The 26,148-nt window shown below is 69.6% G+C and carries 25 protein-coding genes; 10 read left to right on the plus strand and 15 right to left on the minus strand.

Annotated elements, in window-relative coordinates; genetic code table 11:
• Positions 1 to 22: 22 nt before the first annotated feature.
• On the minus strand, positions 23 to 736 hold the full coding sequence (locus Q8W67_RS00120) for a Tim44/TimA family putative adaptor protein (RefSeq protein WP_305538996.1): 714 nt from the start codon (positions 734 to 736) through the stop codon (positions 23 to 25).
• A gap of 339 nt (positions 737 to 1,075) precedes the next feature.
• Between Q8W67_RS00120 and secB the strand changes: the two genes are divergently transcribed.
• Together secB and Q8W67_RS00130 are read left to right on the plus strand one after the other, a co-directional pair.
• A complete protein-coding gene (gene secB / locus Q8W67_RS00125; RefSeq protein ID WP_305538998.1) occupies positions 1,076 to 1,582 on the plus strand; it encodes a protein-export chaperone SecB in 507 nt (168 codons plus the stop codon).
• Between the two features lie 325 nt (positions 1,583 to 1,907).
• Positions 1,908 to 3,140, plus strand: coding sequence for an MFS transporter (locus Q8W67_RS00130; RefSeq protein WP_305539000.1), 1,233 nt, complete (start codon positions 1,908 to 1,910; stop codon positions 3,138 to 3,140).
• A gap of 118 nt (positions 3,141 to 3,258) precedes the next feature.
• Here Q8W67_RS00130 and Q8W67_RS00135 read toward each other — a convergent pair whose 3' ends face one another.
• From Q8W67_RS00135 to Q8W67_RS00155, 5 genes are all read right to left on the minus strand, one after another.
• Positions 3,259 to 4,134: an RNA polymerase factor sigma-32 gene (locus tag Q8W67_RS00135; protein WP_305539002.1), complete on the minus strand. Its 876-nt coding sequence runs from the start codon at positions 4,132 to 4,134 to the stop codon at positions 3,259 to 3,261.
• A 318-nt stretch (positions 4,135 to 4,452) separates the two neighbouring features.
• Complete coding sequence (locus tag Q8W67_RS00140) at positions 4,453 to 5,040, minus strand: CarD family transcriptional regulator (protein ID WP_305539004.1); 588 nt, start codon at positions 5,038 to 5,040, stop codon at positions 4,453 to 4,455.
• Positions 5,041 to 5,554: 514 nt separating this feature from the next.
• Complete coding sequence (gene fdxA / locus Q8W67_RS00145; protein ID WP_305539006.1) at positions 5,555 to 5,893, minus strand: ferredoxin FdxA; 339 nt, start codon at positions 5,891 to 5,893, stop codon at positions 5,555 to 5,557.
• 217 nt (positions 5,894 to 6,110) lie between these two features.
• Entirely contained in the window at positions 6,111 to 6,404 is a 294-nt protein-coding gene (locus tag Q8W67_RS00150; RefSeq protein ID WP_305539008.1) for an RNA-binding S4 domain-containing protein, read from the minus strand.
• 9 nt (positions 6,405 to 6,413) lie between these two features.
• A complete protein-coding gene (locus Q8W67_RS00155; protein ID WP_305539010.1) occupies positions 6,414 to 9,659 on the minus strand; it encodes a helicase-related protein in 3,246 nt (1,081 codons plus the stop codon).
• Between the two features lie 1,366 nt (positions 9,660 to 11,025).
• Between Q8W67_RS00155 and Q8W67_RS00160 the strand changes: the two genes are divergently transcribed.
• Entirely contained in the window at positions 11,026 to 12,039 is a 1,014-nt protein-coding gene (locus tag Q8W67_RS00160) for a glycosyltransferase (RefSeq protein ID WP_305539012.1), read from the plus strand.
• Between the two features lie 40 nt (positions 12,040 to 12,079).
• On the opposite strand, the gene Q8W67_RS00165 is transcribed toward Q8W67_RS00160, so the two are convergent.
• Entirely contained in the window at positions 12,080 to 12,670 is a 591-nt protein-coding gene (locus Q8W67_RS00165) for a TetR/AcrR family transcriptional regulator (protein ID WP_305539014.1), read from the minus strand.
• A 150-nt stretch (positions 12,671 to 12,820) separates the two neighbouring features.
• On the opposite strand from Q8W67_RS00165, the gene Q8W67_RS00170 reads away from it, so the two are divergent.
• A complete protein-coding gene (locus Q8W67_RS00170) occupies positions 12,821 to 13,177 on the plus strand; it encodes a darcynin family protein (protein WP_305539016.1) in 357 nt (118 codons plus the stop codon).
• Between the two features lie 12 nt (positions 13,178 to 13,189).
• On the opposite strand, the gene Q8W67_RS00175 is transcribed toward Q8W67_RS00170, so the two are convergent.
• Positions 13,190 to 13,480 carry a DUF1330 domain-containing protein gene (locus Q8W67_RS00175; protein WP_305539018.1) on the minus strand — a complete coding sequence of 97 codons (291 nt, stop codon included), beginning with the start codon at positions 13,478 to 13,480 and terminating at the stop codon, positions 13,190 to 13,192.
• A gap of 87 nt (positions 13,481 to 13,567) precedes the next feature.
• On the minus strand, positions 13,568 to 14,479 hold the full coding sequence (locus Q8W67_RS00180) for a DUF3108 domain-containing protein (RefSeq protein WP_305539020.1): 912 nt from the start codon (positions 14,477 to 14,479) through the stop codon (positions 13,568 to 13,570).
• A gap of 336 nt (positions 14,480 to 14,815) precedes the next feature.
• On the opposite strand from Q8W67_RS00180, the gene rpmB reads away from it, so the two are divergent.
• Positions 14,816 to 15,118 carry a 50S ribosomal protein L28 gene (rpmB, locus tag Q8W67_RS00185; protein WP_305539022.1) on the plus strand — a complete coding sequence of 101 codons (303 nt, stop codon included), beginning with the start codon at positions 14,816 to 14,818 and terminating at the stop codon, positions 15,116 to 15,118.
• A gap of 444 nt (positions 15,119 to 15,562) precedes the next feature.
• On the opposite strand, the gene cobT is transcribed toward rpmB, so the two are convergent.
• The 4 genes from cobT to Q8W67_RS00205 form a co-directional block, all read right to left on the minus strand.
• On the minus strand, positions 15,563 to 17,470 hold the full coding sequence (cobT, locus tag Q8W67_RS00190; RefSeq protein WP_305539024.1) for a cobaltochelatase subunit CobT: 1,908 nt from the start codon (positions 17,468 to 17,470) through the stop codon (positions 15,563 to 15,565).
• Between the two features lie 7 nt (positions 17,471 to 17,477).
• Positions 17,478 to 17,972 carry a DUF29 domain-containing protein gene (locus Q8W67_RS00195; RefSeq protein ID WP_305539027.1) on the minus strand — a complete coding sequence of 165 codons (495 nt, stop codon included), beginning with the start codon at positions 17,970 to 17,972 and terminating at the stop codon, positions 17,478 to 17,480.
• 17 nt (positions 17,973 to 17,989) lie between these two features.
• Positions 17,990 to 18,973: a cobaltochelatase subunit CobS gene (gene cobS, locus Q8W67_RS00200; RefSeq protein WP_305539029.1), complete on the minus strand. Its 984-nt coding sequence runs from the start codon at positions 18,971 to 18,973 to the stop codon at positions 17,990 to 17,992.
• A gap of 208 nt (positions 18,974 to 19,181) precedes the next feature.
• The gene (locus Q8W67_RS00205; RefSeq protein WP_305539031.1) at positions 19,182 to 19,805 is read right to left on the minus strand and encodes a J domain-containing protein; all 624 of its coding nucleotides are present in this window, start codon (positions 19,803 to 19,805) and stop codon (positions 19,182 to 19,184) included.
• 108 nt (positions 19,806 to 19,913) lie between these two features.
• On the opposite strand from Q8W67_RS00205, the gene Q8W67_RS00210 reads away from it, so the two are divergent.
• Entirely contained in the window at positions 19,914 to 20,210 is a 297-nt protein-coding gene (locus Q8W67_RS00210; protein WP_305539033.1) for a BolA family transcriptional regulator, read from the plus strand.
• 158 nt (positions 20,211 to 20,368) lie between these two features.
• Positions 20,369 to 20,800, plus strand: coding sequence for an alternative ribosome rescue aminoacyl-tRNA hydrolase ArfB (gene arfB, locus Q8W67_RS00215; protein WP_305539035.1), 432 nt, complete (start codon positions 20,369 to 20,371; stop codon positions 20,798 to 20,800).
• A gap of 36 nt (positions 20,801 to 20,836) precedes the next feature.
• Here the strand turns inward: arfB and Q8W67_RS00220 are convergent, their stop codons facing one another.
• Both Q8W67_RS00220 and Q8W67_RS00225 read right to left on the minus strand, forming a co-directional pair.
• Positions 20,837 to 21,631, minus strand: coding sequence for a YoaK family protein (locus Q8W67_RS00220; RefSeq protein WP_305539037.1), 795 nt, complete (start codon positions 21,629 to 21,631; stop codon positions 20,837 to 20,839).
• A gap of 67 nt (positions 21,632 to 21,698) precedes the next feature.
• Entirely contained in the window at positions 21,699 to 22,646 is a 948-nt protein-coding gene (locus Q8W67_RS00225) for a class I SAM-dependent methyltransferase (RefSeq protein ID WP_305539039.1), read from the minus strand.
• Between the two features lie 68 nt (positions 22,647 to 22,714).
• Between Q8W67_RS00225 and Q8W67_RS00230 the strand changes: the two genes are divergently transcribed.
• From Q8W67_RS00230 to Q8W67_RS00240, 3 genes are read left to right on the plus strand one after another with little or no spacing between them, the layout of a single operon-like run.
• A complete protein-coding gene (locus Q8W67_RS00230) occupies positions 22,715 to 23,770 on the plus strand; it encodes a ligase-associated DNA damage response exonuclease (protein ID WP_305539041.1) in 1,056 nt (351 codons plus the stop codon).
• Positions 23,767 to 25,638: a cisplatin damage response ATP-dependent DNA ligase gene (locus Q8W67_RS00235; RefSeq protein WP_305539042.1), complete on the plus strand. Its 1,872-nt coding sequence runs from the start codon at positions 23,767 to 23,769 to the stop codon at positions 25,636 to 25,638. The genes Q8W67_RS00230 and Q8W67_RS00235 overlap by 4 nt, the downstream gene beginning before the upstream one ends.
• Positions 25,635 to 26,102, plus strand: coding sequence for a secondary thiamine-phosphate synthase enzyme YjbQ (locus tag Q8W67_RS00240; protein WP_305539043.1), 468 nt, complete (start codon positions 25,635 to 25,637; stop codon positions 26,100 to 26,102). The genes Q8W67_RS00235 and Q8W67_RS00240 overlap by 4 nt, the downstream gene beginning before the upstream one ends.
• Positions 26,103 to 26,148: the final 46 nt, after the last annotated feature.

The raw sequence follows: 26,148 nt of genomic DNA on the forward strand, positions 1-26,148 counted from the left end.
GCACGGCAACGGGGTCACGAAATCAGGCGCCGGCCTCGGTGGCCACGAGCTGCCAGTTCGGGTCGCGCGAGCCCAGGGTGCGGGCGAAGGTCCAGACGTCGGGCACCTCGACCACGGCCTCGGCGCTGCCGTCGACGACCTTGCCCTCCGCGTCGCGGGTGGCGGTGATCAGGTTCGACAGGAAGCGCACGGTGATCTGCGCCACGCGATTGCGCACCTCGACGGCGACGATCTCGGCCTTGTCGATGGACACGAAGGTTGTCTCCAAGGTCTGCCGGTTGCGCTCGCGCTCGGCGATCGCCCGCTCGAAGGCCTCGCCGACCTCCTTCGAGAGGAGCCCCCGCAGGGTCTTCCGGTCGCCCTTGGCGAACGCGATCATGATCGCCTCGTAGGCCGCCTTCGCGCCCTCGATGAAAGCGCGCGGATCGAAACCCGGCTCCGCCTGCACGGTCGCCTCGAGGCCGCGGGCGACCTCGGAGCCGGGCTCGGCGATGCCGCGCCAATCGCGCGGCGCAGGGGTGGAAGCCGGGGCGGGCTGCACCCGGTCGGCGCCGGGCAGGCGCACGACATTGTCGCCCTCGGACCGGGCCTGCGGCTCGGTGCGGCTGCGATCGACCGGCTTGAACGGCGAGCGCTCCGCACCGGTCTTCTGACCGAGCACCGAACGCAGACGCCAGATCACGAAGACCGCGAGGGCGAGGAAGATGATCGTCGTAACGTCGAAGCTGTCCTGCATCACCGATCCGATGGTGGCCGCGGCGGGACCTCATGCCCCTTGCCCTGGTCCTGCGCGGTGCGGCGCCGGCAAAGCGCTCGCGGGTCTGGGCGACTCATATCCGACCAACGCACAAGGAGCGAGCCGGTTGTACAAGTCCGGAATACCGCGATACCCGAACCAGATTCGATATGGGGCGCCGGTGGGGGGACCGCCAGCGCCAGACAAGCTCGCTCCTTGTCCATGCCTGGCGCGCGTGTTAGCGGCGCTGCCTTCCGGGCCGTTCCGCGGCGCCGTCCAGCGGCTCCCGCCGCGACAACCCGCGCCGGCCGTGCCGGCCGATCGAGAAGGATGATCCGCATGGCCGACTCCCCGGCAGCCAACGGCAACGGCGGCGGCATGCCGCAGGGCGATGCGCCGACGATCAACGCCCTGGCGCAGTACACGAAGGACCTCTCCTTCGAGAACCCGAACGCGCCGCGCTCGCTCCAGCCCAAGGAAGGCCAGGGCCCGCAGATCAACATTCAAGTCAACGTCAACGCCCAGCAATTCTCCGAGACCGACTTCGAGGTCGAGCTGATCCTTGAGGGCGACGCCAAGGTCCAGGGCGAAGTGTTGTTCGCGTTCGACGTGAAGTACGCGGGCGTCTTCCGGATGGTCAACATTCCCGCCGACCAGCTCCACCCGGCGGTGATGATCGAGTGCCCGCGCCTGCTGTTCCCGTTCGCCCGCCAGATCGTGGCCGAGGCCGTGCGCAACGGTGGCTTCCCGCCCCTGTACATCGACCCGATCGACTTCGTCGCCCTCTATCGCCAGAAGGCCATGGAAACCCAAGGCGCCGGCGCGACCGGCCCGCTCGCCTCCTGACGCTCTAAACCGTCCCGGTGGCCCCGTTAGCGGCCGCCGGGACAGCGATAGGCCGCCGCCGACGCCACCCGAGGCATCGCGCGGCAGCGCGCCTTCTCCGCCGCCATTGTCCGCTATCTCGGGTGCGACCCCGGGGCGAAGGTGGCCGATGTCTTCGTGAGTCTGGTCGAAGTCGCGACCGCGAACGGATCGTTCGGCGACGGGCCGATCCAGAGCGGGCCGGATCCGTGAGCGCGCGAGGCGGATGTGCGCCGATCCCGCGGCCGGGCTTGACCGTACCGGGGGCAGAGTCCAGGTCCGGGTCCCCTCGCCAGACCTGGATCGCATGGCCCCCACCGCACACCTCGCCCTGATCAACCTGTTCATCGGTGACATCCAGGGCGGCCTCGGGCCGTTCCTCGGGACATGGCTGGCGGAGGCGGCCTCATGGAGCCCGGCGCGGGTCGGGTTCGTCATCACGCTCGTGGGGTTCGGCACGCTGCTCCTGAGCGGCCCGTTCGGGGCCCTGGTCGACCGCTTGCCCCACCCGCGCCTGCTCGTCGTGCTCGCCTGCGCGGGGATCCTGGCCGGCACGCTCCTGCTCCTGCCGGCGCGCAGTTTCCCCGCGGTGCTCGTCGCGCAACTGCTCGCGGCGGCCGGGGGCACCCTGCTGTTGCCGGCAGTCTCGGCGCTCACCCTTGGGATCGTCGGCAAGGACCGGTTCCCCAAGCAGCAGGGCCGCAACCAGGCCTTCAACCACGTCGGCATCCTGATCGCCGCCGGCGGCATCAGCCTCGGCACCGGCTATTTCGGCCCCGCGATCGCCTTCTGGGTGCTTGGGGGAATGGCGGTCGCCGCGATCGCCGCGACACTGACGACGCCGGCCAGCGCCTGGAACCGCCGCCGGGCGGTGGGTTGGAAGGAGGATGAGGAGGGCGAGCCGGAGCGCAGCGGCATCCGCCAGGTCCTCGGCAACCGGCGCCTGCTGGTGCTGACTATGGCGCTGACTCTGTTCAACCTCGGCAGCGGCGGGATGCTCTCGCTGCTCGGGCAGAAGCTCGTGGCCACCGCGGCCGACGCCACGACCTGGACCGCCCGCTACGTGATGGTGGCGCAACTCGTGATGGTGCCGGTGGCCCTGTTCGCCGGCTCGCTCGCGGACCGGCGCGGGCGGCGCCAGCTTCTGCTGGTAGCCTTCGCGGTGCTGCCGGTGCGGGCCGTCCTGTCGGGCCTGATCGATGACCCGGCTTGGCTCATCACCGCCGAGATTCTGGACGGCGTGGCCTCGGGCATCGTCGGGGTGGCCGTGCCGGTGATCGTCGCTGACCTGACCTGGGGCTCCGGCCGCACCCAGACGGCGCTGGGCAGCGTCAATGCGGTGCAGGGAGTCGGGGGCGCCCTGTCGGGCTGGTATGGTGGCCTGTCCTACGGCTTATTCGGTTGGACGGGCTCGTTCCTCGCGCTGGGGGTGCCGGCGCTGGCCGCGCTGGCGCTGGTGATCTGGCTCGACGCGACTCCCGAGCCCGGCCGGCGCAGGCGCCGCCAGGAGCAGCGGAGCACGGCGATCCAGGGGGCCTAGGTTTCCGCTGCGGCCCGGCGGACGTCCAGCCCGGGACGCCCGGGGTTCCGAAACGCGAGAAGCCCGGCCTGTCCGGCCGGGCTTCTCAAGGTCGATGTGTGGTCGTGTCGCCGGGCGATCAGCCGATATGCGGGCTGCCGGTGGCCGCCGGGAACCGGTCGGCGAGGGCGCGGCGCAGCTTCTCCAGGGCGCGATTCTCGATCTGGCGGACCCGCTCCTTCGAGATGCCGAGGCGCTGCCCGAGCGCTTCCAGGGTAGCCTGATCCTCGGCGAGCCGCCGCTCGCGCAGGATGCGCAGCTCACGCTCGGAGAGGACCGTGAGGGCCTGCTGCAGCCAGCTGAGCCGCCGCTCGCCGTCTACCGTCGCGCTCACGGTCTCGTCCGGCAGCGCGGCACCGTCGACCAGGAAGTCCATCCGCTCCGAGGAGGCGTCGTTGTCCTCGCCCACGGGCGCGTTCAGCGACAGGTCGGGGCCGGAGAGGCGGGCATCCATCAAGGCCACGTCATCGCGCGAGACGCCGATGGCGGTGGCGATGCGACGGTGGATCTCGTCGCCGACATGCTCCTCGGTCGACTGCATCAGCCGGGCGCGCAGCCGGCGCAGATTGAAGAACAGGGCCTTCTGGGCCGAGGAGGTCCCGCCGCGCACGATCGACCAGTTACGCAGGATGTAGTCCTGGATCGAAGCCCGGATCCACCACGTGGCGTAAGTCGAGAACCGGACGTCCCGCTCCGGCTCGAACCGGGCGGCGGCCTCCATCAGGCCGACATGCCCCTCCTGGACGAGGTCGGCCATGGGCAGGCCGTAGTGACGAAAACGCCCCGCCAGAGCGATGACGAGGCGCATGTGGGCGGAGATCAGGCGGTGAAGGGCACGCTCGTCACGATTGTCCTTCCAGCGGACGGCGAGGCCGCGCTCCTCCTCCCGTGCCAGGAAAGGCGCCTCCATCGCAGTCCGTATGAACTGCCGTCGAATTCCCGCGATCTCAGCCATCCCGCCTGCCTCTTGTTGCCGAGTGCTGTTGCGGCGCCAAACCTTTGTCCAGCCCGCAGGGCGTCACCGGAGAGCGACGCCAGGCAACCGACAACGGAAGGCAAAACGCGAAAGTTCCGTCGCGATGCCCCACAGTGAGACAGTCGGACGGCCACGATATCGTGTTCCCGTGGATGAAATGGGTTTCGGCGCCGCGTCGTCCAGTCCCCGGTCCTCCGCCGCGATGACGAAGGAAGGCGAATTTCACCTGCAGAACGCCAAGAAAAAGCCCGGCCGCTTGGGGCCGGGCTTCATGTCGTCGCAACGGTGGAGGGCGCCTCAGGCGGCCTCTTCCTGGATGTCGTCCCCGTCCGCCTCAGCCTCGGGCTCGTTCTTGGCGCGGCGCGGCGACTTGGCGAGGCTCTGCTCGATGAGCTTAAGCGCCTCGGTCTCGGTGATGCGGTTGACCGAGGAGATCTCGCGCACGATCCGGTCGAGAGCCGCCTCGTAGAGCTGGCGCTCAGAATAGGATTGCTCGGGCTGCGCCTCGGAGCGGAAGAGGTCCCGAACCACCTCGGTGACCGCGAGCAGGTCGCCGGAGTTGATCTTGGCCTCGTATTCCTGGGCGCGCCGCGACCACATGGTCCGCTTGATCCGGGCGCGGCCGGTCAGCACGTCCAGGGCCTTCTTCACCAGTTCCGGCTCGGCGAGCTTGCGCATGCCGACGCTGTTGGCCTTCGCGGTCGGTACGCGCAGGACCATCTTGTCCTTCTCGAACGAGACGACGAACAGCTCAAGCTTGTAGCCCGCGATCTCCTGCTCCTCGATCGCGGTGATGCGACCGACGCCGTGGGCCGGATACACGACGGCCTCGCCGGTCTTGAAGCCCTGCCGGCCTGCGGTCGTCGTCTTCTTGGCTGTGGTCATGCGAGAAGGGCCTCCACTGGCGCGCGACGCTCGGCGCCGCGCGAAACCGTGTTCTTCCGGGCGGGATACCCGGTTTGCCTCGCCGTTCCCGGGATCCGCGCTCCATGACGGGCGAGAACCCGGGCGTTCCCCGGCGCGGCCGTGCAAACGCCTGAAACGTCCACCGAGGGCACCCTCGGCGGTCGTTCGCGTGCAACTCCTAATCCAAGGAAACAGAAGGTGTTTCGGCCGGAGGGAGCACGTCTGGCGCAAGCGACGGCAGGCGGATTGTGTATCACAATCCGACGCGCAGATCAAAGCATCCCTGAAGAAGCACGCGCGGAGCGAGCGCGGCCGCCAAGAGTTTTTACACCGGCCGTACCGGAGAGAAATGACGTGGCCGCGGATCAGGGCCTCACTTAACGCGGGTCGAAGGTCGTTTTGCCGATGATCCACAGGCTGTCCGGCAGGGCATCCCCGATCGCAACATCGTGAGGCGAGCCGAGGTCCGGCTTCAGCGGGGCTGCGGACCCGCTTAGTCCCCCGAGCCGGGATTGGCCGAGAAATACGCCTCCAGCTTGCCGGCTACCCCATCCCATTCCTTGGCGTCGGTCGGGGCGTCCTTCTTCTGAGTGATGTTGGGCCAGCTCTTGGCGTAGTCGGCGTTGAGCTTCAGCCACGTCTCGAGATTCGACTCGGTGTCCGGCTTGATCGCCTCGGCCGGGCATTCCGGCTCGCAGACGCCGCAGTCGATGCACTCGTCCGGATGGATGACGAGCATGTTCTCGCCCTCGTAGAAGCAGTCCACCGGACAGACCTCAACGCAGTCCATGTACTTGCACTTGATGCAATTGTCGGTGACGACGTAGGTCATCGGCTATCTTCGTCCCAAAAATACCGGTCGATCCAGGCGGAACCTTGCAGGCCCGCGCGCCCGGGTGGCGCGTCGATGGTGCGCCGCGCGACCCGGTTCGGAGCCCGGGCCTTCGGATGCCAACGGCTCTAGACCCTGCCTTCCGGACTGACAAGCGCGCGGGCGCCGCACGGCGCCCTCGATCCGCTTCTCGCCCGGCCGCTGTGGCACCGTCTCATCACCCGGGCGGCTTGTCGCTCGTCGGACCGCCGGCCAGATCGTCGTAGAGAAGCCGTGCTTCCGGGGCCGGTCCCCGCCGTTCGCCGAGGCCGCGCACCCGCACGGCCAGGGTCGCGTGGGGCGCGGCCACCGTCACCACGTCGCCGATCCCGACACCCTTGGCCGGGTTCTCGGCCCGCGTTCCGTTGACCCGAACGAAGCCGTCCTCGGCGAGGCGCGCGGCCAGCGAACGGGTCCGCGCGAAGCGCGCGAACCACAGCCACTTGTCGAGCCGCTGCCGATCCTCCCGCATCCGGGGGTGTCAGCGCTTCCCGCCGTCGCCGGCCTCGAGCTGGGCCTTGAGCGCCGCCAGCTTGGCGAAGGGCGAGTCGGGATCCGGGGCCCGCTCGCGCCGCGGCGGACGCTGGTCGGGCCGCGGACCGGACTGGCGCTGCTCGGCACTGCGCTGATCGTCCCGGCGCTCCGGACGGCCGCCCTCGAAGCGGTCGCGGCGGGGCCCCCGATCGCGCCCGCCGCGCGGGCCGCCCTCGTTGCCGGGGCGCTCGCCGCCCTCGGCACGTCGGTGCTCGGGCCGCCCGCCCTCCGGACGTCCCGGTCCCTGGTGCTGACCCTGCTGGCCGCTCTCGCGCCCCCGACCTGCGCCGCGTGGACGGTTCTGCGGGCGGGGATGGGCCGGACGCTGGTGGCGCTGCAGGCGCCAGACCTCGATCTGCGGTTGCTCCGCGGCAGCCTCACTGTCCGGGCCGACGGCGTCGGCATCCGCCGCGTCGGCCACGGAAGCGGCCTCGGTCGGCTCGGACTGGGATTCGGCGGCGTCGGACGTCGCGGTGGCTCCGGCCTCGGGGGCCTCCGCGGCCTCGGCCGGGACGTCCTCCGTCGGGGTCGGCTCCTCGGTCACCGGCTCCGGTCCGGACTCGGCCACGGATTCCACGGGCTGGGGCTCGGCATCGGTCCCGGGCGTACCCTCGGCCTCGGGGGACGGCGCGTCGGCGATGTGCTCCGCCGGCTCCGCATCTGATATCGGGGCCTCGTCGCCGGCGGTGTCGGCCTCCGCGGCTCTGGCCGCGGCCTCTGCCTCCTCGCCCGTCGCCTCGGTCTCGCTCGCAGGGACGGGTTCCGAGGCCGCGGTCACCGCGACCGGCGCGGTCGCGGCGGCCGGGAGCAGCGGCACGGTGATGGCGGGGCCGGGGCGGCCCTCCGACGTGTAGCCCAGCGACTTCAGGATCGAGGCGAAATCCTCGCCCGAGCAGCCGACCAGGGAGGTCATCCCGACGGTGGCCACGAAACCATCGCCGTCGGCCGTGCCGTCCGGCGGGGCGCCCGGTGTGGTGCCGGGGCGATAGGCGATGGCCGGACGGATCAGGTCGGCGAGCCGCTCCAGGATGTCGACCCGCACCGCCCGCTCGCCGCTGACGCGGAAGCCGGCTGCCCGGTAGAGGCCCTTGGCGATCTCGCGATCGACCTTGATCGAGGTTCGGCCGGACCCGGCGAGATGCGCGATCTCGTCGAGGCCGCGCTGGTCGAGGCCGCCGTTGCGCAGGGCCCAGAGCTGCGCCGCAAGGGTGCGCGGTGCCGGCTTCAGCAGGGCCGGCAGAAAGATGTGGTAGGCGCCGAAGCGCACCCCGTGCCGGCGGAGCGCCCCACGGCCCTCCTGATCGAGGCTGCGCATCTCGTGGGCGACCTTCGAGCGCTCCAGCACGCCGAGCGATTCGACCACCTGGTAGCCGATACCCTTGGCGAGGCCGGTGAGGTCGGCAGCGGTCTCGATCTCCATGAGCGGGCCGAGCAGGCGGACGATGGTGGCTTTCAGCCAGGCATCCAGCCGCGCCTCGACCTTCTCGCGGTGCGCCCCTGTCAGGCTGTCATCGGCGAGCAGCCGAATCTGCGGGGCGAACAGCTTCTCGCCGGGGTTCAGTTTGGCGACGGGCGCCCCGGTCCAGCGGATCGTGCCGTCATGCGACAGCACGAGGGTCGAATCGGCGGTCGCCGCGAAGCGGTCGGCCCGAGACTCGATCTCTCCGGAGAGCGCCTTCTCGGCGGCGCTCCTCAGAGTCTTAGCCTCGTGCCCCTCGGCGCTGGCGTCCGGGACGAATAGGAATCCATGCAGGTGACCGACATGCTGACCCTCGACGGTGACGTCACCGTCGGCGGTGATCTGGGCTTCGAGCATCGTGTTCTCTCTCAGGCGCCGCATCAGGACGCTTGTGCGCCGGTCGACGAAGCGGCTCGCGAGGCGTTCGTGCAGGGCGTCTGACAGCCTGTCCTCTACCCGACGTGTCTCGCCCTGCCAATGTTCAGGGTCGCGCAGCCAATCGGGGCGGTTGGCCACGAAGGTCCAGGTGCGCCCCTGGGCGATCCGCCGGGACAGCGTGTCGATGTCGCCGTCGGTGCGGTCGATCATCGCCACGTGCTCGGCGAACCACGTATCGGGGATGCGTCCAGCCATGCCCTTCATGAGGAAGCGGAAGAGCTGCGCCACCAGGTCGGCATGCACCTGCGGGTGGACCTTGCGGTAATCCGGCACGCCGCAGACGTCCCAGAGCCGCCTGACCGTGGACTGGCTCCGCGCCATGTCGCGGATGTCGTCCTCGCGCATCAGGATCTCGAGCGCCTGCTGGTCCTCGCCCATGGGTGCGCGCGTGAGACCCGATTCGCGGGGGTGCTCGTCGAGGCTCGCCTGGAGCGCCTCCAGGCTGCCGAAGCTGAGATCCGGATTGCGCCACTGCAGGATGCGCAAGGGATCGAAATCGTGGCTCTCCAGGCGCTCGACCATCTCGGCCTCGAAGGGCGGGCAGCGTCCCGTGGAGCCGAAGGTCCCGTCCGCGAGATGGCGCCCGGCGCGGCCGGCGATCTGGCCCATCTCGGCGGGCGTGAGCTTGCGGAAGCGGGTGCCGTCGTATTTCCAGTTCGCCGCGAAGGCGACGTGGTCGACGTCGAGGTTCAGGCCCATCCCGACCGCATCGGTGGCGACGAGGTAATCCACGTCCCCCGCTTGGTACATCTCGACCTGGGCGTTGCGTGTCCGCGGCGAAAGCGCCCCGAGGACCACCGCGGCCCCCCCGCGCTGGCGGCGGATCAGCTCGGCGATGGCGTAGACCTCCTCGGCCGAGAAGGCGACGATCGCGGTGCGCCGGGGCAGGCGCGACAGCCGCTTCTCGCCCGCGAAGGTCAGGTTCGAAAGCCGCGGCCGCGTCGTGGTGTGGACGTTCGGAATCAGGTCCTGGACCAGCGGCAGCATCGTCGCTGAGCCGATGAGCAGCGTCTCCTCCCGGCCACGCACGTAGAGGAGGCGGTCGGTGAAGACGTGGCCGCGATCCATGTCGGCGGCGAGCTGGATCTCGTCGATGGCGACGTAGGCCACGTCGAGGTCGCGGGGCATCGCCTCGATCGTGCAGATCCAGTAGCGCGGCCGGTCCGGCTTGATCTTCTCCTCGCCGGTCACCAGCGCGACCTTCTCGGGGCCGACCTTGGCGACCACCCGCAGGTAGACCTCCCGGGCGAGCAGCCGCAGGGGCAGACCGATCATGCCGGTCGGGTGCGCGAGCATCCGCTCGATGGCGAGATGCGTCTTGCCGGTGTTGGTCGGCCCGAGGACCGCCGTGACGCCGCGGGCGCGGACATCGCGGGGCAGGGAGCGGCGGGGGAGGGGGCGGAGCGGCGCGTCGATGGTCGGCGGTTCCTTCGGACGGGAAGGCCGTCGCGGCGCCGTGGTGGCGCGTGCGGGGAAGACTCGGTCGGCCGGTCGCGTCAGGGACGATAGGGCCGGGTCGAGCCACCCCCATATGGGATGCTACCGCGGCCAGTTCCAACATCCGGCCCGACCTGCGGGTAGATGTCGATCTGCGTGGTCGGCGTCCCGGGCTGCGGGGCGACGTCGGCGCACAGCGTATCGGGAACCGCAGTGAGCGGGCCGTGCCGCGGCGGGCGGTGCTCGATCACCTCGGCCGACGAGAAGGCGTCGCCGCCGCAACCGGATCGGGCGGATCCGGCCGTCAGCGGATGCGCAACGGCCGATCCGGCGAAAGCGCCGGTGGTCAAGGCGAAGGCGATTCGGAGGCGAAGCGGGCACATGCGCGGATTATCGCCGGGAAGATGAAAAATTTGAGCGCTTCCGCGGGCGATGCGGCGAAGGGCTGTGTGTTTTGGCCTCCGGACGTGATGCGCCGCCATGGGCCCGCGTGCCGGACCATTCGGCGGCCGTAGAGCGCCGCGCTCGATCGTCGCGGATCGCGGCGCATTTCGCGGTCCCCACCCGCTCCAGAGATGCGGCAACGGAAGGGCGGGCGATCACAGGCTGGCAGGGCGATTCTTCAAGGCCGGGTCGAACGCCATATTGCGTTTTCTCGGGATGGGACGCTTTCGCCGACGGCGGGACCTTGCAGCGGTATCGCCTCGCCGGCTTGGGGCGCCGATATATAGACGATTGGTCAGCTCCAACAGGATCGTCAGTACGGCGGCGGCTGCCTGTGCCCCGGATTCGGCCTGTCGGTCCGCGTGCGGACGCAGGGCGCGCCGATCAGAATGGACGGGACGATGATTGAGACCAGTCTAAGGAATCTGATCGCCGTGAATTCTGTGGGGGCACATGTCGTGTCCGGCGGGCGCAGGCGCGCGAGGACGCATCTCCTCGCGGGAAAAAGGTAACGACCGACAGGCCTTCCTAGATCGCCAGGAACTGGGCATCGAGCCATAGGCCCAAATGGAACAGCAGTACAGAGAGCAAGGCGTTCCCTCGTACCCCGTCGAGGGCCGTGCAATATCTTATCGAGCTCGAAAAGACCTGCGTTTCCAACTTTAGCGGGCCATGATACAGTAATGGCAGAACAAGAAAGCGGTCGCGCAGGGCGGGCGCCGGTGCTCAATGTCGATCCAAGATTACAATTTAAAGATGTGAAATGTCAGGACCGTTTGGGGTGGATGCTGCTGGCAAAACTGTTTCCGTCGTCATTGCTACGTACAACGGTTCAGTATTTATCCGTTCGCAGCTCGAAAGCGTCATCAGCCAAAGTTTCAAGCCGCTTGAGGTCATCATCTCCGATGATGGTTCGACGGACGACACGTTGGCGATCGTCCGTTCGGTAGCGAGCCATTGCGATATTCCAATCATCATTAAGGTGAATGCGGTCAATCTCGGCTTCAGGGACAATTTTTTGGCCGCATCTTTGGATGCCAAAGGCGACTTCATTGCATTCTGCGACCAGGATGATATTTGGGATTTGACGAAACTGGAGTGCGCCGCAGCCTATTTTTGCAACAAGAATATTTCCCTGATCGTTCATTCCGCTGCCAGCTTGGAACAATCCACCGGCAGGCTGGTGAAATTCTCGCAGGGCATTCGTCAGGCGGGTATCAAGCCGCCTCTCAGCTACGATCCGTGGCTGACGTTCTTCGGATTTTCGATCGTTTTTCGCCGCGAGTTGCTTTATCTGGCGGATATCAATGCTCGGTTCACGGATTTCATCGCTCCCAAGGAGAAAATCGCACACGATCGATGGATCATGTTTCTGGGCCAGGTGGTCGGGGAGACGGCTGAGCTGGATCTTCCGTTGGTCAAATACCGGCAACATGCAGCGAATCTCTTCGGCGACGGCCGCCGTGGCCGGAAAGCCAATGCTCAAAAGCCCATTCAAGTGTTCGACGACTATATATCGGCCACGTCAGGCATGATCGATGTGATCCGCGATCTGCCGCACGACACCGTCGCCGATTTCCCCCTCTTCGATCGCGCCAAGGCGCTTCACTTCTTCCAGAGAGCCCTGCGCCAATTGGAGTGCAGAAGGGGCGTCTATGTCACGCGTCACCGGGGATTGGCCCTGTGGAGCGTGATCGGGAATATCCGATCCGGCATCTATAGATCCGTGCACAGCGATACCGTTCGGTGGCGCTCGATCGCGCGGGATCTCAAGTTTTGTCTGACGCGCTCGTAGGCGATCGAGGCGCCCGCGAGGGTCGCGGACTCCGGACCGGCTACCCCTTCGGCCTGCGGCGGGCGATCGCCTGCGCGGCCTGCGGCATCTCCTGCGGCAGCCCGAGATAGCCGAACACCGCGCGCAGGACGCGGTGTTCCAGTGCCCCGCGATCCCGCTCGCCCCGCTCGCCCGCCGCATCGACCATACCCCGCAGGAGCGCGAACAGGTCTCCCGCGGCCGTCTCAGGTTCGACCGGCGGAGCGGGTTCGAAGCGCGCCAGCAGCGCCAGGATCGCGTCCGTGATCGCCCGGGTGACCGCGTCCAGGCTCTCGGCAAGCTGGAGCCGGCTCTCCTCCCGATCGAGCAGGAGCGCAAGGCGCGGCCGGGCCATCTGGTGGGCGACAGCCGCACGCACGATCAGGCGAAGGCCGTGCCCCGGCGTCGCCGCCGCTGTTGCGGCCCGCACCGCCTCCACGAGCAGGCCGGTCTCCCGGTTCACCAGGGAAGCGGTCAGCGCGTCCTTGCCGGGGAAGTACTGGTAGACCGAACCGACCGAGACGCCGGCCCGCTCGGCCACGGCATTGGTCGTGTAGCCGGCAAGGCCGCGCTCCTCGAGAACGCGAGCCGCGCCTTCGAGAATCGTCCGCACCGTTTCGGCGGAGCGGGATTGTCCCGGCCTTTTCCGCGGCTTGAGAGCCCGTCCGCGCGTCGTCCCGGCGGTCATGAATGCGAGTTCGCCGCCGGGACAGCCGGAGGCATCATCGCCGCGTCCAGACAGACCCATGGAGCGGTAATTCCCATGTCCGACCAGACCTTCGATCCCAAGCTGACGGTCTTCATGCTCGTGAAGACGTCCCCTGAATGGCTCGCCCTGTCGATCGACGATCGCTTCACCCGATTGCGGGACGTGTTCGAGCCGATCCTGCGCCAACACGCCGAAACGGTGAAGCTGCGCTTCTACGACGCGGAATTCTACAGCGCCCGCGTGACCGATCTCTGGATTTGGGAGGCCAACGACCACCACGCCTACGAATGCGTCGTCGAGGCTCTGCGCGAGACGGCGTTCTGGGATCGATGGTTCGCGATCGTCGAGATTATCCCGGCCGTCGAGAACGCCTACGCGAAAAATTACGGCCGCGCGCCTTTGGCTGCCTGACGCGGGCCAGGCTCAGCCGGCCCCCTCGACCAGCACGACCTCGCCGATGCCGGCGGGCAGGCGCTTGGCCTTGGCTTCCTGGTATTCAGGAGAAAAATAATAAGCCCGCGCCGCGTCGTAGGAATCGAATTCCAGCACGACGTTGCGCGGCCGCGCCTCCCCTTCGAGGGCCTCGCAGCGCCCGCCGCGCACCAGGGGCTTGGCGCCGTGGAGGCGCATCGCCGTGGAGGCCATCTCGGCATAGGCCGCGTAGGTCTCCGGATCGGTGACCGTCATGCGGACGATGATGTAGCCCTTCGGCATTGCCCTGGCCCCTCCCTGTCGCGGCTGTCGCGCCGGATGGGCGTGCCCGGAAATCGACCGCCGGTCAAAGGCGGATCGCGGCCGACGCTACTGCCCGGGCAGGCTCGCCTGGGCGACGCTCGCGCCGGCGGTGCCGGCCGTCCCCGTGGCGCCCTGGCTCCAGCGCGTCGCCTCGATGATGTTGGTGCCGATGGTGGTGAGCACCGAGATGCGCAGCGGGATCAGCACCCGCGTCCCCTCGACGGGCGCGAGCCAAACCGACATCTCCCGGTTCTCCTCCATGAACTTCACCCCGGGCCGGTCCGGCCGATGGCCGGCCACCGCCTGGTAGCGCGCGCTGCACACGAGCACGGGGCCGGCATAGCCGGGCTTCTGCACGTCGCGGGTCTCGGCGTAGCTCAGCACCACGTTGAAGCGGGTCGCGCCGTCGAAGACCGGCAGCGTCCGGTTGCAATTGCCCGGATCGAGCGGCTCGCCCCGCCCCTGCGCTGGCATCAGAAGCGCGCTCACCGGATCGATGATGCCCCGCTTGTCTGCGGTCGTGACCGGCACCCGATCCTGCATGTCGATCAGCGGCGGCGTGATCTCGGCCTGCACCACGTTGCCGTGCGCGACCGCCATGCGCACCGCGATGCCGGAACTCGCCGTATGGGTTGCGATCGAGAAGGCGCCGGGCTGCGGCGCGGCCGCGAAGGTGCCGGAGGCCCGGGCCGAGCCCTTGCCGCCGGTGATCGCCCCGACGAGGCCGGTGAGCACCGCCGACACGTCCATGACGTAGCGGTCGCGCTCGAACGCCCCGGCGAGACGCGCGGTGCCGATCGGCAGGCCGGCGAGGTTGATGCCGTAATCGATCGCCACCGTGGCGGGGGCCGCCGCGCCGGCCCGCTTCCCGCGCGGCGCCGCATCGGCCGGGTTGCCGAGGGCCGCGACAGCGAGGACGACGCCCAGGAGACGCGTCGTCAGAGGCTTGGTCGTCCGACGGACAGGCGTGGCGCTCATGATCCGGATCGCATCCCAGGGAATTCGGGCCAAGACCGCCTCCCAAGGCAGCCTCGCGACGCTCGTTGCAGGCGGTGCCTGGGCCTTCTACGAGCGGATGACGGCTATATCCCGGCATCGTGGTTAACAGACCGTTGGACGCTCGGCCGCCGCGATCTCGGCTGCGTACGTCCATCCGCACCTTGACGCATCGGGGGCAGGTCGCCTATAGGCTCGCGCCTTCAACAGGACTCCGCCGGACCTGGAAAACGCACTGGGCGACGCCCGCTGCGACGATGATCGCGCCGGCCGCGATCGGGTCTGCTCGGGCGGAACGAGACGGGATTTTAAGTCATCATGGCGCGCCGCTGCGAACTCACCGGCAAGGCCGTTCAGGTCGGCCACCTCGTGAGCCACTCGAACCACAAGACCAAGTGCCGGTTCCTTCCGAACTTGTGCAACGTCACGCTCCAGTCGGACGCGCTGGGCAAGCGGGTGCGCCTGCGCGTCACCGCGCACGCCCTGCGCTCGGTGGAGCACCGCGGCGGCCTCGACGCCTTCCTGATCAAGGCGGGCGAGGGCGACCTGTCGCAGACTGCCCGCCTCCTGAAGCGCGAGATTCACAAGAAGCTCGCCGAGACCCCGGCCGCCGCGGCCTGATCTCGGGCGCTTCGCGCCTCATCAATACCGGACGACGCAAACCGCTGTGGCCGCGCAGGCCGCGGCGGCTTCTGCTCGCCTGCGTGAGGGACGGGCATACCGCACCCCTATCCGGCGCCCGGGCGGGCGATCCAGGCCAGCCCCTGGCGGATCGCGGCCTGTTCCGCGGGCCTCAGATCGCGCCGCCTCTCCGCTTTCAGCCCGGAGATACGCCCCTTGGCCGAGTCGCGCAGCGCCTGACCCGCGGCGGTCAGCGCGATCGTCTGGATGCGGTCATGAAGGCGGTGGGGCTGGCGCGCGACGCGGTTGGCCTTCGGCAGGTTCAGGTCCGGTGACCGAGTCCTGCCGGCCGCCTCGACCTCAGGCGCCCTGGCTGCGCTAACCTAGACGGCGCAGGCCCCTCCGCCGCGAAACGCGCAGTGCGTCACGGCGGCGAACCGGCCCTCAGCGCCGCCCGCCGGCCGCGCGCAGAATCCGTCCCGTGGGCGCCGGGGCGTCGTGCTCCTCGAACAGCTCGGCGAGCTTCTCGGTCATGGCGCCGCCGAGTTCCTCGGCGTCGATGATGGTCACGGCGCGGCGGTAGTAGCGGGTCACATCGTGGCCGATGCCGATGGCCAGGAGTTCCACCGGCGAGCGCGTCTCGATCTCCTCGATCATCCAGCGCAGGTGCCGCTCCAGATAGTTGCCGGCGTTGACCGACAGGGTCGAATCATCGACCGGGGCGCCGTCGGATATCACCATCAGGATCTTGCGCTGCTCGGGCCGCCCGAGCAGGCGCTTGTGCGCCCAGTCCAGGGCCTCACCGTCGATATTCTCCTTGAGAAGCCCCTCGCGCATCATCAGCCCGAGGTTCTTGCGTGCCCGGCGCCAGGGGGCGTCCGCGGACTTGTAGACGATGTGGCGCAAGTCGTTCAGGCGGCCCGGGTTCGGCGGCTTGCCGGCCGCGAGCCAGGCCTCGCGACTCTGGCCGCCCTTCCAGGCCCGGGTGGTGAACCCCAGGATCTCGACCTTGACGCCGCAACGCTCCAGCGTCCGCGCCAGGATGTCGGCGCAGGTCGCCGCCACGGTGATCGGCCGGCCGCGCATCGAGCCGGAATTGTCGAGCAGCAGGGTGACCACGGTGTCGCGGAAATTGGTGTCCTTCTCCTGCTTGAAGGAGAGGGGCTGGTAGGGATCGATCACAACGCGGACCAGCCGCGCCGGGTCGAGCTGGCCCTCTTCCAGGTCGAAGTCCCAGGCACGGTTCTGCTGCGCCAGCAGCCGCCTCTGGAGGCGGTTGGCGAGGCGCCCGACGACGCCCTGCAGGTGCGAGAGCTGCTTGTCGAGGTAGCTGCGCAGCCGCGACAGCTCGTCCGCGTCGCATAGCTCCTCGGCGTGGATGACCTCGTCGAACCGGGGATTGAACACCCGGTACTCGGGGCCCCGCGCCTCGTTACTCTGCCGCTGCGGCGGGCGCGACGCCTCTGAGGCCTCCTCCGATTCCGCGTCCTCGGCCTCCTCCGGCAATTCACCCGACGGGGCGTCGGCGGATTCCTGCGCGCCTTCCTCGATCTCGTCGGAGGCTTCCTCGGAAGTCTCGATCTCGGCGCGGTCGCCCTGGCTCTTCTCCTCGGAGTCGCCCTCGCTCGGGTTCTGCTCGTCGTCCTGGGCGTCGTTCTCGTCGTCGTTCTCGTCGTCTTCGGCGTCGAACGGCGTCTCGTCCGACATGTCGAGGGAGGTCAGGAGCTCGCGCACCGAGCGGGCGAATTTCCGCTGGTCCTCGATCGAGCCGATCAGGCCGTCGAGGTTCGGGCCGGCCTTGGCCTCGATGTGCTCGCGCCACAGCTCCACGATCTTGGCCGCCGCCTGGGGCGGCTGCTGACCGGTGAGCCGCTCGCGCACCATCAGGGCGACGGCGTCCTCCATGGGGGCGTCGGCCCGGTCGGTGATGGTCTCGTACTTGCCGCCCCGGTGGTAGCGGTCCTCCAGCATCGCCGTGATATTGCTGGCGACGCCCGCCATCCGGCGGGAGCCGATCGCCTCGACCCGGGCCTGCTCCACCGCGTCGTAGACGGCGCGGGCGGCGGCGTTCTCGGGGGCGAGCCGGCGATGCACCGCGACGTCGTGGCAGCCGAGCCGCAACGCCATGGCGTCGGCATTGCCGCGCAGCACCGCGACATCCTGCGCCGAGAGCTTGCGCGGCGGCTCGGGGAGCCGGGCCTTGTCGCCGGTGAGCGCCGGCCGGTCGGTGGCGTAGGTCACCTCGACCTCGGGCCGGCGGGCGATGGCACGCAGGCACCCGGCCACCGAGCGCTTCAGGGGCTCGGCCACGGATTCGCGACGCTCGCCGGGCTTGCGGTTGGAGATGGACATGCGGGGTCTACCGGTCGGCCTCGAACTCGAAGGGGCGGTTCAGGATGTCGTCCCAGCTGTCGGGACACTCCGCGGGCAATGATTTTGGCGGGCGTTTCATCTCGCGAGCGGCACGGAGTTGACCAACCCGGAAACCTTCGGTGCTGGCCTCCGCGATGCGCGACCTGAGGCCCGGGTTCTTGCGAAGCTGCCTGGCAACCCGCCCCCTCTGCTCGGCGATGGTCAGAGACCCGCTCCGGCTGCGCCGCTCGGGCTGGTGATCCCATTTGAGGGCGTGTGCCAGCACCCCCTCCAGCGCGCTGTCGAGCTTGTCGTATTGCTCCGAACCCACGTCGCTCAGCTCCTCGGCGATGTTGCCGAGGTCGAGCGCATCCACCCGGCCGGCGCGGAGCAGCGCCACCTGCTCCTGAACCCAGGTGTAGAGATCGTCCGCGTAGCGTGTCCGGCTCCCGGCATGCGGAGCCGCCGGGGCGTCCTCGCGCGTCGGGGCCGGATGCGCCATCGCGTCCTCCATGCGGTTCAGCTCAGGGCGACGTTCAGCGCGCTCTCGGGCAGCTCCTTGCCGAAGGCGCGCTGGTAGAACTCGGCCACCAGGGTGCGCTCCAGCTCGTCGCACTTGTTCAGGAAGGTCACCCGGAAGGCGAACCCGACATCCTTGAAGATGTCGGCGTTCTCGGCCCAGGTGATCACCGTGCGCGGGCTCATGACGGTGGAGAGGTCGCCGTTCATGAACGCGTTGCGGGTCAGGTCCGCCACGCGCACCATCCGGTTGACGATGTCCCGGCCCTGGTCGCTGCGGTAGTGAACCGCCTTCGAGAGCACGATGTCGACCTCGCGGTCGTGCGGCAGGTAGTTCAGCGTGGTCACGATCGACCAGCGGTCCATCTGGCCCTGGTTGATCTGCTGGGTGCCGTGATAGAGGCCCGACGTGTCGCCGAGACCTACGGTGTTCGCAGTTGCGAAGAGCCGGAAGGCCGGGTGCGGGCGGATCACCCGCTTCTGGTCGAGGAGCGTCAGGCGGCCCGACAGCTCCAGAACGCGCTGGATCACGAACATCACGTCCGGGCGGCCGGCATCGTATTCGTCGAACACCAGCGCGACGTTGTTCTGCAGTGCCCAGGGCAGGATGCCGTCCTGGAAGGCGGTGATCTGCTTGCCGTCCTGCAGGACGATCGCGTCCTTGCCGACGAGATCGATGCGCGAGACGTGGCTGTCGAGGTTGATCCGCACGCAGGGCCAGTTCAACCGGGCGGCGACCTGCTCGATATGCGTCGACTTGCCGGTGCCATGATAGCCGGTGACCATCACACGGCGGTTGCGCGCGAAGCCGGCCAGGATGGCCAGCGTCGTCTCCCGGTCGAAGATGTAGTCGGGATCGAGATCGGGTACGTGCTCCTCGGGCTCGGCATAGGCCGGAACCTTCAGGTCGAGATCGATGCCGAAGACCTCGCGGACGGAAACGGTGCGGTCGGGCAGCGCGGCGGGCGTGTCGTCAGAGAGCATTCGGAACCTCGTGAGACGCGGAAACTCCATCCCGAAAGACTGAAGCTTCCGCGCGGAAGAACGTCGAGCCGGGCATCCGCGGCAGGGCGGCCCCATCCTTAAACGGCGGCGCGCCAGGGCGCCACCGATCGGCGTCTGCCACATATAGGGTGGCACCGCCCGGTTTGCCCTATTCTACGGTCGGACTGGTGTGCATCGTTCGTGCCGTTCAGCAGAGACCGGCGGCGCGCAGCACATCGTGGGCGCGGATGATGTCGCGCAGCCGCTCCTCGAACGAGCGGTCGCCGCCGTTGGCATCGGGGTGGAAGCGCTTCACCAGCGCCTTGTACTGCGCCTTGATGGCGGGGCCGTCTGCCGACTCTTCAAGTCCCATCACGTCGAGGGCGCGGCGTACCGTGGCCGTGCGGCGGGGCTGCTCCGGCTCCGGCTGGCGAGCGCGACGTCGTGAATCTCCGACGCCGGCGCCGCGCAAGATACCCAGCGGGTCGACATAGGCCCAGTCCCGGGCCGGTTCGTTCGCCGGCTTGCCCTGGCCGGCCGGATTCACCCCCATGGCCCAGGTCGGGCGGTGCCCGATGATCGCGTCCTTCTGGTAGGCCTGCACGGCCGCGTCGTTCATGCCGTCGAAATAATTATAGCTCGCGTTGTAGGCGCGGACGTGATCGATGCAGAAGCGCCAATACTGGCCCTCGGCCTTCCGGCCCTTCGGCGCCCGGTGCGGGCCCGGACGCGTGCAGCCGGGACTCTCGCACACGGCCTCGGCCGCGGGCTTCGGCTCGTCGCAGGACGGTTTGATCCGGATGCTGTCGAACAGCCGCGAGTTGAGATCCATGACGGGCCGATTATGAGGGGGCAAACCTGAGACACAAGGGCACCGGGCCTGATGACGCATGCGCGGGATCGGGCTTGACGGATGCCGGTGACGGGAGGCGAGGGCGCGATGGCTGACGGGACGGGCGAGGGCGGCACCCTTCGGGACTGGATGGAGGCGCGGCTGCGCGCGGAACTCGCGCCGGCGCGTCTCGACGTGATCGACGAATCGCACCTGCATGCGGGCCATGCCGGTGCGCGGCCGGGGGGGGAGACCCATTACCGGCTCGACATCGTCGCGGCAGCTTTCGAGGGCCGGAGCCGCGTGGAGCGGCACCGGCTGGTCAACGGCCTGCTGGACGAGGCCTTCAAGCGCGGCCTGCATGCCCTGGCGCTGCGCGCCCGCACGCCGTCCGAGGCCGCCTGAACCCGGGATCGCCGGTCCAGTGCGGCCGGCGGCTCGGTAGGAGAGGATATGGCGATCGTGGCTCCGGTGCCCACCCTCGAGATCGCCGGACCCGCGCCGGACGCGGAGGTCTGGCATGCCTGCTGTGGCCACGGCTCGGACGCCTGCCGGAGGTCGCCATGTCCCTGCGGGTGAACGCGCGGATCGCCATTGAGGACGACGAGATCGAGCTGTCGTTCATGCGCGCCTCGGGGGCGGGCGGGCAGAACGTCAATAAGGTCGAGACCGCGGTCCAGCTGCGCTGGTCGGTCCTCGCCTCGCCCTCGGTCGACGAGCGGGTCAAGGCGAACCTCTACAAGCTCGCAGGCCGGCGGCTGACCAAGGACGGCGTCCTGGTCCTGTCCGGGCAGCGGCACCGGACCCAGGAGCGCAACCGGGCGGATGTGCTGCAGCGGCTGGTCGATCTCGTGACCGAGGCGGCCAAGCCGCCGCCGCCCATCCGCCGCGCGACCAAGCCCACCAAGGGCTCGAAGGAGCGGCGCATCGGCGCCAAGAAGAGCCGCGCCGTGATCAAGCAGGGGCGGGGCAGCTACCGGGATTCCGAGAGCTGAGGCACCACCGCCAGCGGCGGAGTCGGCCCGCGGCGCTCAATGGATCGCGTCGATCACCTTTGCCTTCGGGCTCGCGTCGGGAGCGGGCGAGGAGCCCGCCACCAAGGTGCTGCCGGGCTTGGCGATGGTGAGCACGATCGCCACGAGAGCCAGGAGCGCCGCGAGGCCGGCGGGGAACAGGAAGGCGGATTCGCCGTAACGGATGTCGAGCAGGCCGCCCAGAACCGCGCCGGTGGTGAGGCCGGCCCAGAGCGGCGCCTGGATCCAGAACGAGGGCGCCACCGTGCCGAGCAGCAGGTTGGCGCACCCCGTGCCGAAGCGCACGACCGCGCCGGTCACGTAGGTGAGCGCGAGGGAGCGGCCGCCCTCGTCCTGCAGCGTCGCGTTCTGGAGCCCCAGGGCCAGCACGATCGGGTAGGCGTGCAGCGGGTAGGCAAAGGTGCCCCAGGGCATCATCAGCCCGCCTGCCAGCAGCAGCGCCTGAAGGGTCAGCAGAACAGCCAGCCGCCAGCGGCCGACCCAGGCCGCGATCAGCGTGCCCAGGAAGGCGCCGAAGCAGAACATGCTGATGGTGCTGGCGACGCGGGTGACATTCTCCCAATCGCCGTTGGACACCGCCACGCCGAAGCGCGTGGTGTTGCCCGACATGAACGACATGAAGAGCTGCGAGAATTCGAGGAAGCCGCTGGAATCGGCGCAGCCTGCCAGCAAGGCCAGTGCGATGGCGAAGGAGATGCGCGTCCGGGGATCCGCCGGGAAGGACCGGTCCGCGGGCGGGTCCGGCTTGCGCTCGGGCGCCCTGCCACCTGTCCTGCTGTCGTAATCCGCCATGCCGATCCCCGATACAGCGACCGCGCCCGTCGCAGCCGACTGACAATGGACGAACAGCCAAGCGGTTTCATGCCGCAGTGCGGCGCAACATAACGACGCGGCCCGGCACCGGCCGGCCGCCCTCCCGGCGGACATCGGCGGGGCGCAGGCTCAGGATCTCCAGACCGGCGCCGGACGCCGCCGCTTCGATGTGGGCATCCGCGTGGGCGTAGCGCCCGTCGGTGCCCAGCAGGACGCCCTCGCCGTCATAGGACTGCACCGTGAAGGCCGCCACGCCCCGCGGCCGCAGGACGCAGGCGATCCGCTCCAGCACGGGGGCGAGATCCGCCACGTAGATCAGCACGTCCGCGGCGAGGCAGAGATCGGCGGAGTCCGGGGGCTCGGCCGCCAGGAACGCCACGAGGTCGCCCTCGGCCAGGCGGTCGTACAGAGGCCGGCCGTTATGGGATTTCGCCCGGGCCAGCGCCAGCATCCCGGGCGAGAGATCGACCCCGGCGAGCTGCCCGACCCGGTCGCGGATCGCCGCGCCCATCAGGCCGGTGCCGCAGCCGAGGTCGAGCGCCGCGCCGAACTGGGCGGGCTCGGGCGGCAGGGCATCGCACACGAGCTGCGGGCCGACATAGCGGAGGCCCTCGACGAGGTGGCGCTCGAAGCGCGGGGCGTAGCCGTCGAACAGGGCGCGGACATAGGCCGGCGACAGGGCCGGCAGGCCACCGCCTTCGCCCAGGCGGACGAGATGCGCCCGCACGCCCAGGGTATCGTCGGGATCGATGTCGAGGGCGCAGGCATAGGCCCGTGCCGCCGCCTCGCGCAAAGCCGGATCGTCGCCCTGCGCGGCCAGTCCCTCCCGGGCCCGGCCGAGGAGCAGCCAGGCCGGCGCATAGCGGGGCACGATCTCCAGGGCCTGCTCGGCGAGGTCCGCCGCCCCGGCGTGGTCGCCGTCGGCCAGGCAGGCTTCCGCGTAGCGATAGCGGCGGTCAGCGAGGAGATCGCCGGAACTGTACTGCGTAGCCATGCGTCTGCCGGGTCGGGGCCGCCTATATACCGGTGCCACAGGCGGACTCCACCGGCAGCACGGGCCCGATGCCGACACGCGCGAGCGACCTCCTCACCCTGACCCGCGAGGGCCTGTATTGTCCCCTCGGGCGCTTCCACGTCGATCCGACCTGGCCGGTGGAGCGGGCGCTGATCACCCACGGCCATGCCGACCACGCCCGCGCCGGCCACGGCCACGTGCTGGCGACGCCCGAGACCCTGCGGATCATGGCGGTGCGCTACGGCGCCGAGTTCTGCCGCCACCGGCAGGAAGCGCGTCTCGGCGAGGCGATCCGCATCGGCGACGTCACCGTGCGCTTCGCGCCCGCCGGCCACGTGCTCGGCTCGGCCCAGATCGCCATCGAGCGGGACGGCGTCCGCGTGGTGGTCTCCGGCGACTACAAGCGGGCCCCGGACCCGACCTGCCTGCCCTTCGAGGTGGTGCCCTGCGACGTGTTCATCACGGAGGCGACCTTCGGCCTGCCGGTCTTCACCCATCCCGACACCCGCGGCGAGGTCCGGAAGCTCATCGACTCGGTCAAGCTGTTCCCGGAGCGCGCCCACATCGTCGGCGCCTACGCGCTCGGCAAGGCGCAGCGGGTGATGGCGCTGCTGCGCGAGGAGGGCTGGGACCGGCCGATCTTCCTGCATGGGGCGATGGAGAAGCTCACGGATTTGTACAAGCGCGAGGGCATCCCCTTGGGCGACACCCCGAAGGTCGCGGCCGCCGAGCGCAAGGACCTGCACGGCGCCATCGTGATCTGCCCGCCCTCGTCGATCCAGGATCTGTGGTCGCGGAAATTCCCCGATCCGGTCACCTGCTTCGCCTCGGGCTGGATGCGGGTGCGCGCCCGGGCCCGCCAGAAGGGCGTCGAGCTGCCGCTGGTCATCTCCGACCATTCCGACTGGCCGGACCTGTGCCGCACCATCCGCGACACCGGCGCCCGTGAGGTCTGGGTGACGCATGGCCAGGAGGACGCCCTGGTCCATTGGTGCGGGACGCAAGGGATCAAGGCCAAGCCCCTCCACCTGCTCGGCTACGGCGATGACGGCGAGGCCGAGCCGGCCCCGGCCGATGCCGCGGCGCCGGAGGTGGCCGCGTGAACGACTTCGCCCATCTCCTCGACCGCCTGGCCTACGAGCCGCGCCGCAATGCCAAGCTGCGCCTGCTCCAGGATTTCTTTGCGCGCACGCCGGACCCGGAGCGCGGCTACGCGCTCGGCGCCATGACCGGCACGCTGAGCTTCCGCGAGGCCAAACCGGCCCTGATCCGGGGCCTGGTGGAGGAGCGCATCGACCCCGTGCTGTTCCGGCTGTCGCACAACTACGTCGGCGACCTTGCCGAGACCACGGCGCTGATCTGGCCCGCGCCGTGTTTCCCTCCCCTCTCTGCGGGGGAGGGTACCCTGCGCAGCAGGGTGGGAGAGGGGAGCGCCCTATCCGGAGAGGTCGCGCCGGGCGTCACAACAACCGGCGCCGCGCTGCCCCTCTCCCGACCCCCGCTGGTGCAGGGGCCGCCCTCCCCTGCAGAGGGGGGAGGGGACGCGCGCGTCGGTCCCGGCCACAACAACCCGCCGCCCCCGAGCCTCGCCGAGGTGGTCGAGACGCTCAGCACCACCGCCAAGAAGGATCTGCCCGGCCACCTCGCCGCGTGGCTCGACGCGCTGGACGAGACCGGGCGCTGGGCGCTCCTGAAGCTGGTGACCGGAAACCTGCGCGTCGGCGTCTCGGCGCGGCTGGCCAAGACCGCGGTCGGCGCGCTGGGCGGTCACGAGGCGGATGCGGTCGAGGAGGTCTGGCACGGGCTCGCGCCCCCGTTCGAGACTCTGTTCGCCTGGGTCGAGGGCAGGGCCGAGCGGCCCGAGACCTTGAACCCGGCCCCGTTCCGGCCGCCGATGCTGTCGCATCCGATCGAGGAGCAGGCCGATCTCGACAAGCTGGAGCCGGAGGCGTTCTCGGCGGAGTGGAAATGGGACGGCATCCGCGTCCAGCTGGTCGGCGGCCGCGACCGGGCCGGCGTCCAAGTGGCCAAGGTCTATTCCCGCACCGGCGAGGACATCACCGGCGCGTTCCCGGATCTCGCGGAGGCGATCACCTTCGCGGGGACGCTGGACGGCGAGCTGCTGATCCTGCGCGAGCGCCGGGTCCAGAGCTTCAACGTGCTGCAGCAGCGCCTGAACCGGAAGGCCGTGACGGCCAAGCTCCTGGAGGAATTCCCCGCGCATGTGCGGGCCTATGACCTCCTGACCCTCGACGGGGAGGACCTGCGGGCGCAGCCCTTCGCGTCCCGCCGGGAGATGCTGGAGGCCCTCGTCACCCGCCTCGACCACGCGCGCGTCGACATCTCGCCCCTGGTGCCCTTCGCGGATTGGGAGGCGCTGGCCGCCGCCCGGGCCGATCCGGCTGCCGTGGGAGCCGGCGAGGACGCCGACGCGATCGAGGGCGTGATGCTGAAGCGCCTGAACAGTCCCTACCTGCCGGGCCGCCCCAAGGGCCCGTGGTGGAAGTGGAAGCGCGAGCCCCACGTGGTCGACGCCGTCATGATGTACGCCCAGCGCGGCCACGGAAAGCGCTCGTCGTTCTACTCGGACTACACGTTCGGGGTCTGGCGGGAGTCTCCCGAGGGCGGGGACGAGCTGGTGCCGGTGGGCAAGGCCTATCATGGCTTCACCGACGCGGAGCTCGCCAAGCTCGACCGCTACGTGCGCAACAACACCACCAAGCGGTTCGGCCCGGTGCGGGAGGTCGCGTATGGGCCCGAGGCGGGCCTCGTCCTGGAGATCGCCTTCGAGGGCGTGCAGCGCTCGACCCGGCACAAGTCCGGCGTGGCGATGCGCTTTCCCCGGGTCAGTCGCATCCGCTGGGACAAGCCCCCCGCGGAGGCCGACCGGATCGACGTGCTGGAGCGAATCCTCGCCCGGGGCGAGGGCGAGATCGCGCCGGGCCGGACGCTGATGGAGGAGAGCCCATGAGGCAGGGTAAGGTCGGTCCGGTCGAACATCTGTCTTCCGGCGCGGTGGAGCGCCACGCGAGCGGCCGCCTCACCATCGCGACATCCGGGCAGGGATTCACGGACTTCACCGAGGCGGTGGCGGACTTCGTGCGCGGGAGCGGGATCCGGGACGGGCTCGCCACGGTCTTTTGCCGGCACACTTCGGCGTCGCTCACCATTCAGGAGAACGCCGACCCGGACGTGCGGACCGACCTGATGACCGCACTGGACGGCCTCGCCCCGCGCAACGCCGGCTACGTCCACGGTGCCGAGGGGCCGGACGACATGCCGGCCCATATCCGCACCCTGGTCACCGATTCGGGCTTGAGCATCCCGCTGGTCGCGGGCCGGCTGGCGCTCGGCACGTGGCAGGGGATCTACCTGATCGAGCACCGCGACCGGCCGCACCGGCGGGAGGTCGTTCTGAGTGTGATCGGGGCGTGAGCGGGGCGCCCCGCCGGCGGCAACACGCGGCGACACACGGACAATT

It is taken from the genome of Methylobacterium sp. NEAU K (assembly GCF_030700285.1).
In the GTDB taxonomy this organism is placed as follows: Bacteria; Pseudomonadota; Alphaproteobacteria; order Rhizobiales; family Beijerinckiaceae; genus Methylobacterium.

What these genes read in the sequence shown, in the direction of transcription:
- Q8W67_RS00120 (WP_305538996.1), bottom strand. Translation starts at nt 736, where the DNA reads ATGCAGGACAGCTTCGACGTTACGACGATCATCTTCCTCGCCCTCGCG.
- secB (WP_305538998.1), top strand. Translation starts at nt 1,076, where the DNA reads ATGGCCGACTCCCCGGCAGCCAACGGCAACGGCGGCGGCATGCCGCAG.
- Q8W67_RS00130 (WP_305539000.1), top strand. Translation starts at nt 1,908, where the DNA reads ATGGCCCCCACCGCACACCTCGCCCTGATCAACCTGTTCATCGGTGAC.
- Q8W67_RS00135 (WP_305539002.1), bottom strand. Translation starts at nt 4,134, where the DNA reads ATGGCTGAGATCGCGGGAATTCGACGGCAGTTCATACGGACTGCGATG.
- Q8W67_RS00140 (WP_305539004.1), bottom strand. Translation starts at nt 5,040, where the DNA reads ATGACCACAGCCAAGAAGACGACGACCGCAGGCCGGCAGGGCTTCAAG.
- fdxA (WP_305539006.1), bottom strand. Translation starts at nt 5,893, where the DNA reads ATGACCTACGTCGTCACCGACAATTGCATCAAGTGCAAGTACATGGAC.
- Q8W67_RS00150 (WP_305539008.1), bottom strand. Translation starts at nt 6,404, where the DNA reads ATGCGGGAGGATCGGCAGCGGCTCGACAAGTGGCTGTGGTTCGCGCGC.
- Q8W67_RS00155 (WP_305539010.1), bottom strand. Translation starts at nt 9,659, where the DNA reads ATGCTCGCGCACCCGACCGGCATGATCGGTCTGCCCCTGCGGCTGCTC.
- Q8W67_RS00170 (WP_305539016.1), top strand. Translation starts at nt 12,821, where the DNA reads ATGTCCGACCAGACCTTCGATCCCAAGCTGACGGTCTTCATGCTCGTG.
- Q8W67_RS00175 (WP_305539018.1), bottom strand. Translation starts at nt 13,480, where the DNA reads ATGCCGAAGGGCTACATCATCGTCCGCATGACGGTCACCGATCCGGAG.
- Q8W67_RS00180 (WP_305539020.1), bottom strand. Translation starts at nt 14,479, where the DNA reads ATGAGCGCCACGCCTGTCCGTCGGACGACCAAGCCTCTGACGACGCGT.
- rpmB (WP_305539022.1), top strand. Translation starts at nt 14,816, where the DNA reads ATGGCGCGCCGCTGCGAACTCACCGGCAAGGCCGTTCAGGTCGGCCAC.
- cobT (WP_305539024.1), bottom strand. Translation starts at nt 17,470, where the DNA reads ATGTCCATCTCCAACCGCAAGCCCGGCGAGCGTCGCGAATCCGTGGCC.
- Q8W67_RS00195 (WP_305539027.1), bottom strand. Translation starts at nt 17,972, where the DNA reads ATGGCGCATCCGGCCCCGACGCGCGAGGACGCCCCGGCGGCTCCGCAT.
- cobS (WP_305539029.1), bottom strand. Translation starts at nt 18,973, where the DNA reads ATGCTCTCTGACGACACGCCCGCCGCGCTGCCCGACCGCACCGTTTCC.
- Q8W67_RS00205 (WP_305539031.1), bottom strand. Translation starts at nt 19,805, where the DNA reads ATGGATCTCAACTCGCGGCTGTTCGACAGCATCCGGATCAAACCGTCC.
- Q8W67_RS00210 (WP_305539033.1), top strand. Translation starts at nt 19,914, where the DNA reads ATGGCTGACGGGACGGGCGAGGGCGGCACCCTTCGGGACTGGATGGAG.
- arfB (WP_305539035.1), top strand. Translation starts at nt 20,369, where the DNA reads ATGTCCCTGCGGGTGAACGCGCGGATCGCCATTGAGGACGACGAGATC.
- Q8W67_RS00220 (WP_305539037.1), bottom strand. Translation starts at nt 21,631, where the DNA reads ATGGCGGATTACGACAGCAGGACAGGTGGCAGGGCGCCCGAGCGCAAG.
- Q8W67_RS00225 (WP_305539039.1), bottom strand. Translation starts at nt 22,646, where the DNA reads ATGGCTACGCAGTACAGTTCCGGCGATCTCCTCGCTGACCGCCGCTAT.
- Q8W67_RS00230 (WP_305539041.1), top strand. Translation starts at nt 22,715, where the DNA reads ATGCCGACACGCGCGAGCGACCTCCTCACCCTGACCCGCGAGGGCCTG.
- Q8W67_RS00240 (WP_305539043.1), top strand. Translation starts at nt 25,635, where the DNA reads ATGAGGCAGGGTAAGGTCGGTCCGGTCGAACATCTGTCTTCCGGCGCG.